General features: G+C 42.4%; 13 protein-coding genes. 11 read left to right on the top strand and 2 right to left on the bottom strand.

Annotation, left to right across the window (positions count from 1 at the left end; all coding sequences use genetic code 11):
* The first annotated feature begins 4 nt into the window (after positions 1 to 4).
* The 10 genes from FAZ19_RS06605 (at position 5) to FAZ19_RS06560 (ending at position 12843) form a co-directional block, all read left to right on the top strand.
* On the top strand, positions 5 to 1894 hold the full coding sequence (locus tag FAZ19_RS06605) for a RagB/SusD family nutrient uptake outer membrane protein (RefSeq protein WP_136819937.1): 1890 nt from the start codon (positions 5 to 7) through the stop codon (positions 1892 to 1894).
* Positions 1895 to 1918: 24 nt separating this feature from the next.
* Positions 1919 to 4753: a SusC/RagA family TonB-linked outer membrane protein gene (locus FAZ19_RS06600; RefSeq protein WP_136819936.1), complete on the top strand. Its 2835-nt coding sequence runs from the start codon at positions 1919 to 1921 to the stop codon at positions 4751 to 4753.
* A gap of 24 nt (positions 4754 to 4777) precedes the next feature.
* The gene (locus FAZ19_RS06595) at positions 4778 to 6550 is read left to right on the top strand and encodes a RagB/SusD family nutrient uptake outer membrane protein (RefSeq protein ID WP_136819935.1); all 1773 of its coding nucleotides are present in this window, start codon (positions 4778 to 4780) and stop codon (positions 6548 to 6550) included.
* Positions 6551 to 6574: 24 nt separating this feature from the next.
* Positions 6575 to 7636 (top strand): DUF5627 domain-containing protein, encoded by a 1062-nt coding sequence (locus FAZ19_RS06590; RefSeq protein WP_136819934.1) that lies wholly within the window; start codon positions 6575 to 6577, stop codon positions 7634 to 7636.
* A 27-nt stretch (positions 7637 to 7663) separates the two neighbouring features.
* The gene (locus FAZ19_RS06585; RefSeq protein ID WP_169305587.1) at positions 7664 to 9364 is read left to right on the top strand and encodes an endo-1,4-beta-xylanase; all 1701 of its coding nucleotides are present in this window, start codon (positions 7664 to 7666) and stop codon (positions 9362 to 9364) included.
* Between the two features lie 119 nt (positions 9365 to 9483).
* Positions 9484 to 10782, top strand: coding sequence for a peptidylprolyl isomerase (locus FAZ19_RS06580; RefSeq protein ID WP_136819932.1), 1299 nt, complete (start codon positions 9484 to 9486; stop codon positions 10780 to 10782).
* A 65-nt stretch (positions 10783 to 10847) separates the two neighbouring features.
* Entirely contained in the window at positions 10848 to 11198 is a 351-nt protein-coding gene (locus tag FAZ19_RS06575; protein WP_136819931.1) for a hypothetical protein, read from the top strand.
* A 27-nt stretch (positions 11199 to 11225) separates the two neighbouring features.
* Positions 11226 to 11594: a hypothetical protein gene (locus FAZ19_RS06570; RefSeq protein WP_136819930.1), complete on the top strand. Its 369-nt coding sequence runs from the start codon at positions 11226 to 11228 to the stop codon at positions 11592 to 11594.
* A gap of 86 nt (positions 11595 to 11680) precedes the next feature.
* Positions 11681 to 12523 carry a sialate O-acetylesterase gene (locus tag FAZ19_RS06565; protein ID WP_136819929.1) on the top strand — a complete coding sequence of 281 codons (843 nt, stop codon included), beginning with the start codon at positions 11681 to 11683 and terminating at the stop codon, positions 12521 to 12523.
* Between the two features lie 137 nt (positions 12524 to 12660).
* Positions 12661 to 12843, top strand: a complete 183-nt coding sequence (locus FAZ19_RS06560; RefSeq protein ID WP_136819928.1) for a hypothetical protein — start codon at positions 12661 to 12663, stop codon at positions 12841 to 12843.
* Between the two features lie 105 nt (positions 12844 to 12948).
* Here FAZ19_RS06560 and FAZ19_RS24080 read toward each other — a convergent pair whose 3' ends face one another.
* Positions 12949 to 13965, bottom strand: coding sequence for a hypothetical protein (locus FAZ19_RS24080; protein ID WP_211245449.1), 1017 nt, complete (start codon positions 13963 to 13965; stop codon positions 12949 to 12951).
* Between the two features lie 357 nt (positions 13966 to 14322).
* Between FAZ19_RS24080 and FAZ19_RS24075 the strand changes: the two genes are divergently transcribed.
* A complete protein-coding gene (locus FAZ19_RS24075; protein WP_211245448.1) occupies positions 14323 to 14589 on the top strand; it encodes a hypothetical protein in 267 nt (88 codons plus the stop codon).
* Positions 14590 to 14694: 105 nt separating this feature from the next.
* Here FAZ19_RS24075 and FAZ19_RS06550 read toward each other — a convergent pair whose 3' ends face one another.
* A complete protein-coding gene (locus FAZ19_RS06550) occupies positions 14695 to 16362 on the bottom strand; it encodes a RagB/SusD family nutrient uptake outer membrane protein (RefSeq protein ID WP_136819926.1) in 1668 nt (555 codons plus the stop codon).
* Between the last annotated feature and the right edge of the window lie 11 nt (positions 16363 to 16373).

Genomic DNA, 16373 nt, shown 5'->3' with positions numbered 1-16373 from the left:
GAAGATGAGAAATTATTATAATAAAACACTATTATTTACCCTATGCATTATGTTGACCTCATTCGGGTTAAGCTCTTGCAAAAAATATCTGGACAAGGCTCCAAATAGTGATATAGAAACTGAAGAAGTTTTTAAGAATTTTAGAAATTTTCAGGGATTTACGGAAGAACTATACAATAGTATCCCCCTAGTCAGTGCCTCAGAATATCACAACAACTGGAACTATGGCGAAGAAGAATATTGGGAAATAGGTGAGACACGGCTGATGGCCAATGCTGTAGATCAAGGTGACTCTTGGGGCTGGAACACAAGGTATTACAGCTGGTTTAAAACAGGTGGATCAGCTTCGTCAACTTCTCGTTTTGAAAAAGGCAAACTTTGGGGATTGTCTTGGTATGCGATCCGTAAGGCTAATGTGGGCATAGCAAATCTCGATCTCATGGTCGATGCAACACAGGAAGAAAAGAATCTTATAGCGGGACAACTTTATTTCTTTAGGGCTTGGTTTCATTTTATGCTTATGCAGTATTGGGGAGGTCTTCCTTATATTGACAGTGCCCTTCCTACCGATGAAGTAATCGAAGTACCAAGACTCAACTATCGTGAGACAGCGGAAAAAGTCGCAGCGGATTTCCAAAAAGCTGCTGAGCTTCTCCCGATAGATTGGGATGCAACTACCGCAGGCAAACAAACTTTAGGTAATAATAATTTCCGCATCAATAAGATTATGGCATTAGCATACGCTGGTAAGAACTATCTTTGGGCCGGCAGTCCGCTGATGAATCAAGAATCAACTGGAGCTAGCGGATATAATACAGAATACTGCAAAAAAGCTGCTGATGCATTTGCCGAAGCCCTAAATTTAACGGAATCGACTAACAGATATGAATTAGCAAGCTTCTCGCAGTATACACAAATATTTTATACCTATAATCAAAGTGGCAAGATACCTGGGCTAAAAGAAGCCATTTTTGTGGAAAATCTGATCGAAAGTGGAGCTAGATGGCGTTGGAACCAAGTCAATGATTACCGTCCGCCCACAATTAATGCTTCTGGTATTAAAGTTTACCCTACGGCAAATTATGTAGACTATTATGGTATGTCAAATGGACTTCCTTTGCCAGCAGATATTACTCAGGCAGATCCCGAGTCTGGATTCGACCCACAGTATCCTTGGAAAGATAGGGATCCTAGATTCTATCATGATATTATTATTGACGGAGAAAAATGCGTATCCAGAGCAGGTAGTGTTGGAAACGATGAATATAGACAATACGCGAGCTTATTCACGGGTGGGTTATACAGGACAGCCAATCCGGCAAAAGCGGTGTTGACCGGATATATGAATTCTAAGTTCACGAATAAGCTCGTGAATGATTACGATGGATATCAAGACAATAACGTATTTGTTTTAAGCTTCATGCGTTTAGCAGATGTTTATTTAATGTATGCTGAAGCAACATCGATTGGCTATGGTTCGCCGCAAGGCAAAGCTGCCACTTATAACCTCACGGCAGCAGACGCAGTTAATAAAGTCAGAGAACGTGCAGGAATTGATCCAGTACACAGTAAATTTTTGGGGTCTACTGATGCTTTCCTGCACGAGGTCAGACGAGAACGTGCCGTAGAATTAGCCTTTGAAGGGCATCGATTTATAGATCTTCGCAGATGGTTGCTATTAACCGAACAACCATACACACTAAAAAAAGCTGTTCAATTCGATCGCGGAATGTCGAATGATGATGTCTATGCAGACCCAAAAAACGCAAGGGTATTGAACTTTAGAGAAACGGTCTTAGTGGAACGCAAGCTTGAACAAAAACACTATTGGTTTCCGTTCCTTCAAAGTGATGTAACCATGTATGAGGGTTTTCAACAAAATCCAGGTTGGTAATTCATAAAACATAAGAGAACAGTAATGAAAAAAAATAAGAAAACATATAATATTCTCTTTGCATTGCTATTAAGCGGCTCTCTGAGCTTATATGCACAAGAAAGTAAAGACAGTCTGGTGAATGTAGCATTTGGCAAAACTGCAAAAACAGATCTCTTAGGAGGTGTATCGAGCGCTAGTATAACCGAAATACTAACTAAAAGCTATGGTACATATAGCTTAGATAATCTAGAGAGCTTTGTCGGAGGATATACGAGTAATGTTTGGGGACAGAGCCCGTTGATATTGGTAGATGGCGTACCTCGTAGTGCCGGAGATGTCCGTATGGTTGAAGTAGAATCTGTAACCGTATTGAAAGGCGCAAGCAATGTTGCACTTTATGGTAGCAACGCAGCCAAAGGGGTAATATTGATTACCACCAAAAGAGGTGTGGTAGAGCCCATCAGCATAGATGTCCGAGCAAATACCGGTTTATATTCGCCTAAGCGTTATCCTACCTATTTGAATGCAGCAGAATACATGACGTTTTTCAATGAAGCATCACGCAACGATGGCATTTCGGAAAGATATACAGCAGAGCAAATCTACCATACTTCCACTGGCGAAAATCCTTACCAATATCCAGATGTCGATTTCTACTCATCCGAGTACCTTAAAAAGGTATATTCAAGATCAGATCTTACCACGGAGATTTCAGGAGGAAATGAGCGCGCGCGTTATTACACAAATTTAGGATTATCCTATGATAATGACATCTTAAAATATGGCGATACAAAAAATAATAATGCACTCAATTTCAATGTTAGAGCCAATGTAGACATGAATCTAACAAACTGGCTCACGGCATCCACAGACGCTGTAGCTATCGTTTCTGACACATATAGAGCAAGAGGAGATTTTTGGGGAGCAGCCGCTACGCTTCGTCCAAACTGGTTCTCTCCTTTGGTTCCGATCAACATGTTTGACCCCGAAAATACAACTTTACAAACTATCGTGCAAAGCAGCAATAATATAGTCGATGGTCAATATTTATTGGGAGGAACTTCTAATGATCAGACTAATACCTTTGGCGACATGTTGGTAGCAGGTTACATTAAATCCAAAAGCCGACGATTTATGTTTAACGTAAACGCCAACGCGGATTTAAGGGATATAACACAGGGACTATCCTTAAATGGAGGTTATAGTCTGGACTACCAAACTTATTACAATGAGGCCTTTAACGAAGATTATGCTGTATACCAGCCAACTTGGTCCAATATTGATGGCAAAACAATGATTACCTCGCTAACCAAATTTAACAACGACGTTAATTCTACTAATGAATACATTGGTGAGGCCAACTATAATCAAACGATGTCATTCAGAGCGCAATTAGATTACGACCGAACATTCAATTTTGATCATAATATAAACGCTTCGCTATTGGGTTGGGGATATCATATCCAACAAGCCAAAGATGCGAACCACGATGGCAGCACATATCAACCTGTAAGAAATGCCAACCTAGGTCTACAGGTCGCTTACAATTACAAGCATAGATATTATGTGGACTTTACGGGTGCGGTAGTACATTCGGCGAAACTGGCTCCTGGCAATCGGACAGCCCTCTCCCCAACCATCACACTGGGATGGCGTATAAGTGACGAAACCTTTTTCAAAGAAAATATTTCCTTCTTCGATAATCTGAAGTTAGCGGCTTCTTATGGCTCGTTAAATCAAGATATCGATATCAGCAATTATTACATGTACCAAGGATATTTTGTAAATGATGGTGGCTGGTATCAATGGCGAGATGGCGTGGCGGGTGGTTGGACGACTGGTTCCCGACAGGGGGAAAATTTAGGCCTTTCCTTTATAAAAAGAAACGAGTTTAGGATCGGGCTAGATGCAGCTATGTTCAATAACCTGATTACAGTAGATGCCAACTATTTTAGACAGGATACAAGAGGATTATTAACACAAGGCTCAACAATATTTCCATCGTATTTTTCAAATTGGGATTTTTCCTTCCTTCCTTACTTAAATTACAACAATGATCGCCGATCTGGTGTCGATTATTCCGTCAATTTAAACCATAAAGTTGGAGAATTGAATTACTCAGTTGGGTTGACTGGCATGTATTTCAGCTCTCGGGCTACCCAACGAGACGAAGTATATGAAGATGATTATCAATACAGATCAGGGAAAGCACTTGACGCCTACTGGGGTTACATCAGCGAGGGCATATTTATGAACCAGGCGGAGATCGACAACCATGCAAGACAGACCTTCGGAGAGGTGTTACCTGGCGACATCAAGTACCGGGACGTCAACAACGACGGTCTGATTGATTCCAGAGATCAAGTGGAGTTGGGTCAAAATGGATGGGCCGTATCACCATTTACCTACGGTGTCAATGTGACTTTAAAATGGAAAAACGTTACACTTTTTGCTCTAGGAAATGGTCAATCGGGTGCCATAGGGTTCAACAATACAGCCTATCATTGGATTAGAGGTTCTAGCAAGTACTCAGATGTCGTCTTAGATCGTACAACAATTGAAAAGAACACAGCTGGCGAATGGGAAGTCGACGATCTAGGATCATATCCGCGACTAACAACGACTTCTAATAGCAACAATTTCCTAAACTCTACCTATTGGATGTACAAAAATAATCGATTCAACTTAAGTAGAGTACAACTGACATACGATTTTGACAAAAGCACGCTCAACAGTTCGTTTCTACGTGGCCTAAGTATATATGCCAACGGGGATAATTTACTGGTCATCTCTAAAGAAAGTAAAATGATGGAAACCAACATTGGATCAGCTCCTCAATATCGCTTCTATAATATTGGATTTAAAGCTTCCTTTTAATTAATTCATTTAACAACGTACATTATGAAAATTAGAATATTAATACTTGGGTTGTTTCTCTTTATTCTATCCGGTTGCAAAAAACTTTTGAATCCTGATCCTGAAAATCTAAAAACAATCGAACAGATGTATACCGATGCGGGCTATGCGCAAGGTTTTCTGGTGAATGCATATCGCTCCATCCCGACTTATTATGACAATAGTGAGTATGCCACAGACGATGCTGTAACCAACCAGAAAGACAACGATTATCTCAAAATGGCGACCGGAACTTGGACCGCTGCCAACAATCCAGTTAATCTTTGGCAGACTGCATTCGGCGCCATACAATACCTAAATCTCTTTTTAGAGAATGTAGATAAGGTAAAATGGGCCGAGGACCAAGAAGCAGCCCAATTATTCAATATGCGTATGAAAGGTGAGGCGTATGGCCTCCGCGCTTTATTTATGTACTATTTATTGCGTAATCATGCAGGATTTACTAGCGACGGCCAATTATTGGGTGTACCTATCGTTACAGCTTTCCAAACTATAGATTCGGATTTCAATCAAGGTCGAGCTACATTCGCGGATTGTTTAACACAGATTTACAGCGACTTAGATAAAGCACTAGAAAACCTCCCCTATGAATATAATAATTTAAGTTCGTCGACGCAAATCCCTGAAAAATTCCGTGCAGTTACGAGTAATTTGGAAACTTACAATCGCGTAATGGGCGAATACTCACGTCAATTGTTCAATGGGCTAATTGCAGACGCTTTCAGGAGCCGCACAGCTTTATTGGCTTCTAGTCCCGCCTTTCAAGACGCCGGTAATTCAACAAGTTGGGCCGAAGCAGCAAATTATGCTGCAATCATCATCAACTACAAAGGCGGAGCAGATGCGTTACCAAGCAATGGCATGAGCTATTACACCAATCAAACGGAAATTGATGGGTTGAGTGGCGGCGTTAACCCTCCCGAAATTATCTGGCGGGAAAACTTATCCACGAATAACACGACACAGGAAGCACAACACTTTCCGCCTTCCCTGTTTGGAACAGGTTTTATGAATCCCTCGCAAAATTTGGCTGAAGCTTTCCCTATGGCCAACGGCTACCCAATTACCGATGAAGACAGTGAGTATGAAGCAACAAATCCATTCGTTGGGAGAGATCCACGACTCGCGCGATACATAATCTACAACGGCAGTACTGCAGGGGTAGAAAATTCTGTCATTTACACAGGTACGGCTACAGGAATGGCAACTGGAGATGGTATCAATATTAGAGAAACCTCTACCCGTACAGGTTATTATATGAAAAAACGTTTGCGTATGGATGTCAATGTCAATCCTTCTTCGACTACAGGAAAGACGCATTATAACCCCAGAATTCGCTATACAGAGATGTATTTAATATATGCCGAAGCTGCCAACGAAGCATGGGGGCCGACCGGTAACGGTGGGAACGGGTTCTCAGCCTACGATATCATTAAAGCTATCCGTAAAAGAGCTGGTGTAGGAGGCACAAATGATCCCTATTTAGAAAAATGTAAAGCTGACCAAGACAAAATGCGGGAACTCATTCGTAATGAACGTCGTTTAGAACTGTGCTTTGAAGGATTCAGGTTTTGGGACTTGCGTCGTTGGAAAGTAAACTTAAATGAAACGGCCAAGGGAATAGATATCAATGGAAATTCTATTGTTCCGATCAATGTAGAAAACAGGTCGTTTCAGGATTATATGTACTACGGACCTATTCCTTATTCGGAAATCCTTAAATATAATAATATACAACAGAACAAAGGTTGGGATTAACCTAGTTATAATGAATATAAGCATATGAAAAAGAAAAGAACTATATTAGGAATTCTGGGTGTACTTTTGTCTACCTTGTTCTCATGTGGAAATCAAGAGATCGTACATCCGGATTTTGACTATCAAACTGTATATTTTGCATCACAATATCCGATCAGGACACTGGTACTGGGAGAAGATTCGCAGGTTGACAATTCGCTGGACAACGACCACAAAGTCAGTATAAAAGCGGCTCTAGGAGGCACACGTAATAACACCAAGCAAATTGAAATAGGAATAGCAGTCGAAGAGAGCTTAACCGACCACCTATACTTCACTAATGGTGTAACCAAAGTGTTGCCCATGCCATCTTCTTATTACAAATTAGAATCGGATAAAATCGTCATCACGCCCGGAAATATTCTTGGTGGTGTAGAGGTACAATTAACCGATGAATTCTTTGCAGATCCACTTGCAATACAAAGTAACTACGTTATTCCTTTAGTAATGAAAAACGTTACAGGAGCTGACTCCATCTTACGCGGAAAATCTACATTGAATGATCCAAACAGATATATCGATACCGATTGGCAGACAAGACCCCAAGATTACGTACTGTATGTTATTAAATACGTCAATACCTGGCATGGAAACTATCTTCGCCGAGGCGTTGATATAATGACCGGAGATGTATCCAGAAACGTCACACGCCATGCTGCTCATGTCGCAAATGACGAAGTAAATTTATTAAGCACTAAGTCCCTTAATTCGATTGAATTTCCTATACAGCTTAGGGATGCGGTAGGTGGAAACATTTTTACGTGCACATTGCTATTGAATTTTGATGCTGAAGGCAACTGTACTGTTTCTACAAATTCTCCGGGATATACGGCTACAGGAACAGGTTCATTTGTGAAGAAAGGAGACAAAAAGAGCTGGGGAAATCAGGATAGGGATGTATTGTATCTCGATTATCAAATCATTTATAATAATATTGCTATTGGGAATAACCCAAATACAATTAGTGGTCAAATTTTGACAAAAGATACCCTGGTGATACGTGATAGAGCTGTTGTTGCCGATTATTTCAACCCTATACTTAAATAACCCCCATTTTACTAAGCTATTATGAATATGATAAGTAAACAAATTTCCAGAGGAATTGCATTCTATTTTGTGACCTCACTTCTATTCAATAGTTGTGCTAAATTTGAAACAAGAGAACAATATATTGATAAGCCCCAAACCATTATTGATCAGGAAGAGCTAGATGCTTACAATGAGCTAAAGACATACATAGATTATAGTAGCCAGCCCAATTTCAAATTAGGCGCCGAACTCAGTTTAGCAGACGTTGCGAATAATAGTCTGCTATACCGATTAACACAACGTCATTTCGACGAAATCGGTTACACCGAATTACATCACATGAACTTTATACAGGCAGATGGTAGTATTTTCATAACAGATCTGCAGGCCGCATTAGAAACTAACAGTGCCGTAAGTATGCCTATACATGCAGGACATTTGCTTTGGCATGAAAATCAACAAGCAAACTATCTGAACGGACTAATAGCAGATATTATTATTCCCGGCGAATCTGGAAAAGACATCGTTGAAAACTTCGAAGAAATTGCATTAGGCTCATCCTTTCCAGTTAGAGGTTCAGGCAGTAACATTGTAGTGAATGACCCAGATGGCAAAAGCGGAAAAGTATTAAATATGAAAGGAGCGCAGACATTTCCGCAGTTCCAGATCAATCTACCCGAAGGACGCAAATTAGGCGATTATAAAACTGTTACAATTGATTTTAAAGGTGGCGGATGCTGTGGTCTATATGGAGCTGGTATGCGTATGGCTATTACGACAGCGATAGGAGATGTAACCTTGAACAATTTCAATAGCCCATCCAGTTTTGGGGTAGGAGATAATGTTTGGGGGAGAGGTCTGATTACATTGCCGCTAGCTAATCTTAATTTGACCCCGGCAATGAAAGAATTCACGAGCTTTGTTCTTACAATAGGTTCTGCTACCGGATCGGCAGATTATCTCATCGATAATATCACTATGAACTGGGAAAAGATCGGCGAAATTATAGTAAAAACCCCCGAAGAACGAACACAGATATTTACCAACGAGTTAGATAAGTATATCAAGGCTATCGGCGAAGCTGGTAAAGACAAAATTAAATCATGGAGTGTTGTTTACCAGCCTATTGATGAAGCCAATCCTTCTAAATTACGAACCGGAATCGGTACCACACCCCCTGCAAACACCTTTTACTGGCAAGATTATCTGGGAAAAGATTATGCGGCGATGACCATTGAAAAAATTAAACAATATGCAAGCGCGGACGACAATATATTTTTTACGGAAACGAACTTATTTAATAATCCAGCTAAAATACAGGGATTAATGGACTTCATCACCTATACGGAGGAAAAAGGCGTAAAAGTCGACGGTATTGCAACAGAGCTCGCGTTAAATTTGGATGCTGATAAAGCAAAAATAGAGGCTATGTTAACAAGCCTAGCCGAAACGGGAAAGCTTGTAAAAATAACAGGGTTGGATATCGGTACAGGTACCAGTACAACACAGACTACCTCAGTCATGTATCAGCAACAGGCATCAATGTATAAATGGTTTGTTGAAGCCTATTATACGATAATACCTGCCAACCAACGGGCGGGTATAACATTCCGTAGTCCAATAGATCAAGCTAGTAACTCGACTTGGCGGCCAAATGAGCCCTTAGGCCTATGGACAAATACAGCAAACTATTTGCGTAAATTATCTTATCAGGCTGTAGTAGAAGCTCTGGAACAACAAAAATAACATAATTAGACCTGTTGTTTATTTATTTAACTGAGGGGAGTGTTGAAGAAATTATAACCTCCCCTATTTTTTAAACCCTATATGATCCCATCTTCTCCCATATAATCACTGCGAGCTTTATGAAAAGAGTAGTAATATACACGTATCTATTGATTTTTTTGATTAGCTGTAATGATGACACCTCACCAAAAGAGGGTGAAAATACTATCTTACATGTAGGAGCATTTTCACTTAGCCAGGACGAATATCTATATCTAAAAGAAAAGCAAAAAAGAAATAATCTGGATTCGAACCAATTACAGGCGCAAATACGGGATGAAGCTTATATCCTGGCCTTCGCAAAAGATAATCGCTTTGACACAATACCCGAACTCAATAAACGTCTAGATTATGCGCTAAAATTTTATGTATCCCAAGTTGACGGCTATCTTTGGAACAAAAATATAAAACCGAAGCTAGAAATCACGGATAGTCTACTCAATACAGCATATAGAAAACGAGACCACATCTACCACCTTGATCTTCTCCGATTACCAAAAACTAGTGCATCAAAGGAAGATAAATACAATAAAAGTGGATTCGATGACCTCAAAAAAAAGATAAATAAAGATCAATTTTATCAAATAAGCTTATCTTACCCATTCTTCCCATACGGATCGTTTACAGATCAACTTGATAACGCAAAGTCTGGCGATATTATCGGGCCATTTGATACCGACCAGGGATCGTATATGATTTATATACGAGACGTAGAAATTACCAGCCGTCCCCCCTTCGAAGAAATTAAAAACACGCTACATCAGCAATTAACGTTGACGTTGACGAATAAATATATTTGGGAAAGCCAACAGCATATCAAGATACAGACTCGTCCCAATTTTCATGTTTCGGCTATCGCAGACCTATGCAAGCAATATAAAGATACGGAACGTGAATGGCCAAATACAATGGACGACTCACTCCTAATGGAATATACGCTCAACGGCCATAGAGTGCAATTTTATGGAAAAGATTTTCGGGAATTTATTCGATATCAACCTATGTTTGTGGGATCTCTTAAGCACACAGATGATGTGATGAACATGCTTGAGACTTATCTGATCAATCAGTTCTTATATGAAGAAGTGCAAAAGCTCGAGCCCGAAAACGACAAAGAATACACGCTATTTGTAGGGTGGCTGCGAAACCGCTTTTATTTGAATTATTTCCGAGAGAAATACATACATCCTGCTATTCAAGTGAGTGACCAAGAGGTCGTGTCCTATTATCATACTCAAAAGGATAGTCTGAAATCTTTTGAGCAGGTAAAAGACATACTAAAACAACGATTGTATACAGATAAGGAAAAAGAAGAATATATAAGACAACTGGACCTTCTAAAATCCATGTATCGGGTTAAGGTAGATAAAATAATCTAGCAGTGGCCATTTTCGAAAAACCATTATAAATTATCCATATTTAATCATTTGTAAATTTAAAAATCATGAAAAAAATCATTTTAATCGTCAGTTTATTTTTTGGCAGTTTTATTTCTGCCTACGCGTACAATTCGCAGTATGTGACAGCTATTGCTAACACACCCAATAGTACTGCACATATGGTAGTAAATGTTAACCAATATTGTAACCTACTACAATTTAATTGTGTCTGGGAAACGGGAGCCAGTGGCAGTGCCGTAGCCTATGGTGACATCTTAATCGGTGAAGTTTACGGGGTAACCAGCGGCAGCTACTCTGCAACAGTGTCCAATAGATATTGGGATAATATTACGGTCTACATAAGTGTATCTGGCGCCACAGGCGCAGCAGGAACTGCAACTATTAGTTGGGGGTAACAATTTCTAAATTCAAAATCAAATACTATGAAAAAAATCATTTTAATCTTAAGCTTATTATTTGCTAGTGCAACAATGAGCTTTGCTTATACCAATGGTATAGGCCTAATGGCATCAACAGTACCTGGTATGTACCCTTCCAGCAACAGTCAAGTTGTGTCGATAAATAGCTATTGTGAAATTGCATTTCGATGTACGTATACCAACGGAGGCGAACCCGCATATATACCCACTTCTGGTGCGGGTTATCTAAAACATGGTAGCACATTAATTCACGACTACAACTTTGGAGCTTCCACAGGAGCTTATCAAACCTTTTTAGGTCATTGGTATGCTATCGAAGTCGGAATTGTCTGCTATTCCAACTCTATTGGATTAGTTGAATTTATGTGGTAAACTGTAGCAAAAACACAGGGTAATTTATTTGGCAAAAGAGAGGGGGAAATCCCCCTCTTACTTAAAAAACACTAATAATCGACACGATGCAAAAAAAAGTACTTCGACTCCATTTCTTATTCTTGTTTTTGTCTTTTTATATGCTGGGGTATTCCCAAGACAAAAACTTTCATATCTACTTGTGTTTTGGGCAGTCCAATATGGAAGGTCATGGCAAATTTGAAGATCAAGACACTGTCGGCAATGACCGCTTCTATGCGCTTCAAGCCGTAGACTGCCCTGATCTTGATCGCAAAAAAGGAGAATGGCATCTTGCACAGCCTCCGATCACACGTTGCACCAATGGTCTTACTCCCGCTGACTATTTTGGAAAAATCTTGGCTCAAAACCTACCCGATAGCATTCGCATTGGCGTGATCAATGTATCGGTGGGCGGATGCCACATACAGTTATTTGACAAAGACAGCACGGCTAGCTATGTAGCGAAAGCGCCTAACTGGATGAAAAGCATGCTGGCAGCCTATGGCAACGATCCTTATGGGAGACTCGTTGAAATGGCAAAAATCGCGCAGAAAAGTGGTGTGATTAAAGGGATCTTGCTACATCAAGGGGAATCTAATACAGGAGATCGCGACTGGCCAAACAAAGTAAAACGGGTTTATGATAACCTCTTGAAAGATTTGACATTACATGCTACAGAAACGCCCATCTTGGCAGGAGAAATGCTATCGGCCGAGCAAGGTGGGAAATGCGCCAGTATGAATACCATTATTCAAGTCTTGCCACAGACTATTCACAATGCACATATCGTTTCGTCCGAAGAGTGTGAAGGAGTACCTGACGGATTGCATTTTAGTGCCGCAGGCTACCGACAGCTCGGAACCAACTACGGAAAAAAGATGCTACAGGTTATGGGGGCCATTCGCTAAAAGCCATTGTCCATACCTGTAACACCTAGGATCAACTGAACATTTCGCACTGCCAGCTGTAACGTAGCGTTAGAAAGCGAGGGGATCAAGTAATACATTTATGTGTTGTCAATCATCTTCGAAAAAACACTGGCCTTATGTTTCGTCAATCAGTGCAATGCCCTGATCAAACGCTATGCGGAATCGGGAAAGTGGCACGAAGCTTTGTTTTTACTTTGGTTACCCAAACAAAAGGTAAGTACACAACTTTGGATGGTTATTCCTACTTAACCAAACGGACGTTGGTACCAAAGGCTAAAGCGGCTGAAGACAGCTCCTAAACTGTATGTCATTACGATATTCCACCAAAAAGAGGCTGCCCAATTCAAAACTTAGACAGCCTCTTGGTGATTAACCGGTAATAAAAACTTCGGCTAGGTATTGGGTCATCGATGGGTAGCGATGATAATCTGGTGGCGTTTTGGTATGATGCGGAATGCGGTCCCTAACTCATCATGGACTGGTTCAAACGTCCCCTTCTTGCTATAAAGCGCATATGAAAAGTCACGGAAAGTAGCATCAATCTTTTTCTTGTGGATGGCTTGAAAAGGGAACGCCGTTGGTTTTGGTCCCCGAAGTTCTAACTGCCACAACAGGTCTTTTTCTTTTGGCGAACAGCTGATTTCGATATGCGACTCATGGAACTGGATAGTAAAGACGTTTCCTTGATCATCTGCGCAGCGTACCTGGAGCTGATCCGCGGCTATTTCGGTGACTTCTGGATCATCGATCAGGACTTCAGACGCCTGTCCTTTGCCGTCCAATCGCATAATACGAAGGCCTGCACGATCATCGGACGTACTCCATTGAAAGCCATCTACTACCGGCAATGCATAGTAAAAAAACTGGTTGCCCGTACCGGCTGCCTTTAGATAACTCGACACAAACCGCTCGTCGAAGAGGTGGATATCACGGAAACGGAACGTGCCTTTTTCCCAAAGGAGGTTTGCCCGGTAGAACCGGCTGTTGTACCAAACCGTTTTCCGCCCCTCACCCCGCACATCGGACAGCGCAGTGACCGCCGTGGCCGGTGTTACCGAAAACCGCTTCTTAAACCACAAGCCCGACTCGGATAGGGTCTCTAAACGAATCTTATTTTCCCGCCGAAGCGAGTCAAACAAGGGAAACTGCATCAGTAGTCCTTTTTTCATTTCCCGCCACGTAAAGGAGTTTTCCTGCCCGGCTTGGGCATAATTAAAAGCTAGGCTGGGTTGGTTCACGATGGCATCTAAGTAATACTCGACCCAACGTTGGTCCATACCCGACTCGTGGTAAACTGGTTCGAGGGAGATTACGCCCTGCCGGCTACGCCCCAAGCCGATATCATACTGGTAGATGGGGTCGCTCCCGAGCATACGGAATATGGGTACCGGAATCTGGGATTCGGCATGCTGGGCTGGCATATAGGCGTTGTGGCGACTGGGGTAATAGGCTTGATTCCAATAGCCTCCCCATAGCGTATAACCGTCCGTGCCGATTTGGTCCTTGCAATTGCTTGAAGCCACGATGCCGTACTTCTCATAAAGGTAGGCCAGCGTGTGCGAGTCGATGAACCAAGATCCCACAGAGCGTGGGAAAAACCCGTATATTTCCTTAAACTTAGCCATAAACACATCCGCCAGTTTCTCGCGTTCCTCCGGGGTATATCCGGTGGTGAAGGCAATATTGGCGTGGGATACCCACGTATGTTCGCCTCGCCATGGTATACCCGCAGCTTCTACATGAGGTTGGGTGATTTCCCACCAAGCGCCAATCTCACAATGGGCGTTGAGCTGTGTTTTCATCAGCTTCTGGTAAGCTGGATTAATCAGGGCATCATATTGGAAGAGAAACGTGGCCGGAAAGTTATACTGATTGACAAGTTTGATCTGCTCCTCCACCACCTCGAACAAAAGACTGTCTGCGTGCTGCACACGGTAATCCGTTTGCCGGATAAAATTGACGATGTTGATGATACGGGGAGAATCGTCGACTTGTCCGTATGCCATGCAGGAGATGAAACAAAAAAGCAAGGCAGGTATGTTTAAAGACTTCTTTACAGGTAATTTCATGTTATTTTTTAGCTTAATAAATAGGTAATAAAGCTGCCGGAAAATCCGGCAGCTCGATAGTTATTCGCCAACGAGGCTTTGTTATTGCCATCCAGGATTATTGGGCAGCAAGTTTGGGTTGAGATAGGTCTCGTCCAACGGTACCGGATAATAGTAGTGTTTCGGGGTGTCAAAGAATCGCGCGCTTGCTGGATCGATAATAAGGAAGCCCTCACTATCCACCACACCGGGATTCCCTGAATTTAGCACCTGTAAATCCTCATACTCGGTACCTTGGTATTTGATTCCCCTTAACGCCGGTTTCAACTCGGTTTCCGCAGTTTTCCAGCGCCGGAGATCGTCACGGCGAAACCCCTCAAAGGCCAGTTCTACGGTGCGTTCCCGACGGATTTCGGTAAGCATATCCAAACCATTTGCTATGGCAAAACCGTTGGTAAGCGGAGGCATTTCGACACCCACACGTGAACGGATCACATTGATGGTCTGCTGGAGTAGATCATCGCTGATTAGTCCGTCTTTCTCGTACGTGGCTTCAGCCCAAATGAGCAACACTTCGGGGTAGCGAATGATATGGTAATCGTAGGACGCATTGTTTGACTCTTTCATCAACTCGCCCATAAACTTCCATAGCTTGTACCCCGTACGGGTTTCTGGCCGAGTGGTGAATGCAGCCACACATGAATCGGGACCGTGCTGGGCATTGATATAATGAGTACCTGGCATTAGGATGGTCTGTGTCATCCGTGGGTCGCGGTCGGTGAACTCATGGGCAATACGCTCATATCCGTGGAAACCTGAGCCCGGGTTTTCAATGGGCAAACCAGTACTTTTGCTCAAGTACATATCGGCCAACTTTTTGGTAGGCGTACCCCGCCAGCCCCAGAAGACCGAATGCGCCGTAGAGTGCATCCGGATGTCTGTAGCAAACCGGCTGGAGAAAATGGCCTCTGGCGCGTCATCGCCATCGTCAATGAAGAGCTTGCGGTAGCTTTGGCTTCCAGCTCCTTCAAACAGGCGGTATTCGTTGCTCTCAGCCACGCGCTTGGCCGCGGCGATAGCTTGATCCAACAATTGTACATGGTCAGTGCGGTGTTGGTGGTATTTGGCCCACGTGCCCGCAAACAGAGCTACCCTGGCTTTCAACGCTAGAGCCGCCCCTTGTGTGACCCGGCCTAGGTCGTCGGCAATCAGCTCACTTTGCTTGGGAAGTGCAGCAGCAGCGGCTTCCAACTCGGCCAAGATGAAGTCTTCTACGACTGGCTGCTCATCGCGGCTGGCGTAAAGCGCCGGCGACTCCGTCGTGAGTACCTCGGTGATGAGGGGGACATGGTTAAACCGCCGCAAAAGCCGCCAATAATTGTACGCCCTAAAAAAACGGGTTTCCGCCACAAAACGAGTAATGTCAGCCGCATTACCGGCATACGACTGGCTGCTTTCCAAAATTTTGTTGCAATCACGGATATCGGTATACCGATCGTTCCATTCGCCGTCAGAATTTGGTGCATTCCATGAACCGTTACTTACATTATTGGCGCTCATTTCAAAACCGATATCACTGTCAGTATCTTTGGTACCGTGCACTTCCGTACGGCTATACAATCGGTTTACTGCCTTCATGTAGTCACTGGGATCGTTCCAGAATAGCCGATCGTCCAAATCGTCTTTTGGCGTCAGATTTATATCTTGGCAACCGGAGATGACCACCATGACCATGGCCACCTTGCATATCGAAACTAAATATTTTTTCATCGTCTTCTCTT

This window comes from Sphingobacterium alkalisoli (assembly GCF_005049105.1).
Taxonomy (GTDB): Bacteria; Bacteroidota; Bacteroidia; order Sphingobacteriales; family Sphingobacteriaceae; genus Sphingobacterium; species Sphingobacterium alkalisoli.
This window is presented reverse-complemented; position numbering and strand designations above follow the sequence as displayed.

Excerpts from the sequence above, each read along its gene's own strand:
- FAZ19_RS06595 (WP_136819935.1), top strand. The coding sequence starts at position 4,778 with ATGAAAATTAGAATATTAATACTTGGGTTGTTTCTCTTTATTCTATCC.
- FAZ19_RS06550 (WP_136819926.1), bottom strand. The coding sequence starts at position 16,362 with ATGAAAAAATATTTAGTTTCGATATGCAAGGTGGCCATGGTCATGGTG.
- FAZ19_RS06580 (WP_136819932.1), top strand. The coding sequence starts at position 9,484 with ATGAAAAGAGTAGTAATATACACGTATCTATTGATTTTTTTGATTAGC.
- FAZ19_RS06565 (WP_136819929.1), top strand. The coding sequence starts at position 11,681 with ATGCAAAAAAAAGTACTTCGACTCCATTTCTTATTCTTGTTTTTGTCT.
- FAZ19_RS06575 (WP_136819931.1), top strand. The coding sequence starts at position 10,848 with ATGAAAAAAATCATTTTAATCGTCAGTTTATTTTTTGGCAGTTTTATT.
- FAZ19_RS24080 (WP_211245449.1), bottom strand. The coding sequence starts at position 13,965 with ATGCCAGCCCAGCATGCCGAATCCCAGATTCCGGTACCCATATTCCGT.
- FAZ19_RS06585 (WP_169305587.1), top strand. The coding sequence starts at position 7,664 with ATGATAAGTAAACAAATTTCCAGAGGAATTGCATTCTATTTTGTGACC.
- FAZ19_RS06605 (WP_136819937.1), top strand. The coding sequence starts at position 5 with ATGAGAAATTATTATAATAAAACACTATTATTTACCCTATGCATTATG.
- FAZ19_RS06560 (WP_136819928.1), top strand. The coding sequence starts at position 12,661 with ATGTTTCGTCAATCAGTGCAATGCCCTGATCAAACGCTATGCGGAATC.
- FAZ19_RS06600 (WP_136819936.1), top strand. The coding sequence starts at position 1,919 with ATGAAAAAAAATAAGAAAACATATAATATTCTCTTTGCATTGCTATTA.
- FAZ19_RS24075 (WP_211245448.1), top strand. The coding sequence starts at position 14,323 with ATGGGCGTTGAGCTGTGTTTTCATCAGCTTCTGGTAAGCTGGATTAAT.
- FAZ19_RS06570 (WP_136819930.1), top strand. The coding sequence starts at position 11,226 with ATGAAAAAAATCATTTTAATCTTAAGCTTATTATTTGCTAGTGCAACA.
- FAZ19_RS06590 (WP_136819934.1), top strand. The coding sequence starts at position 6,575 with ATGAAAAAGAAAAGAACTATATTAGGAATTCTGGGTGTACTTTTGTCT.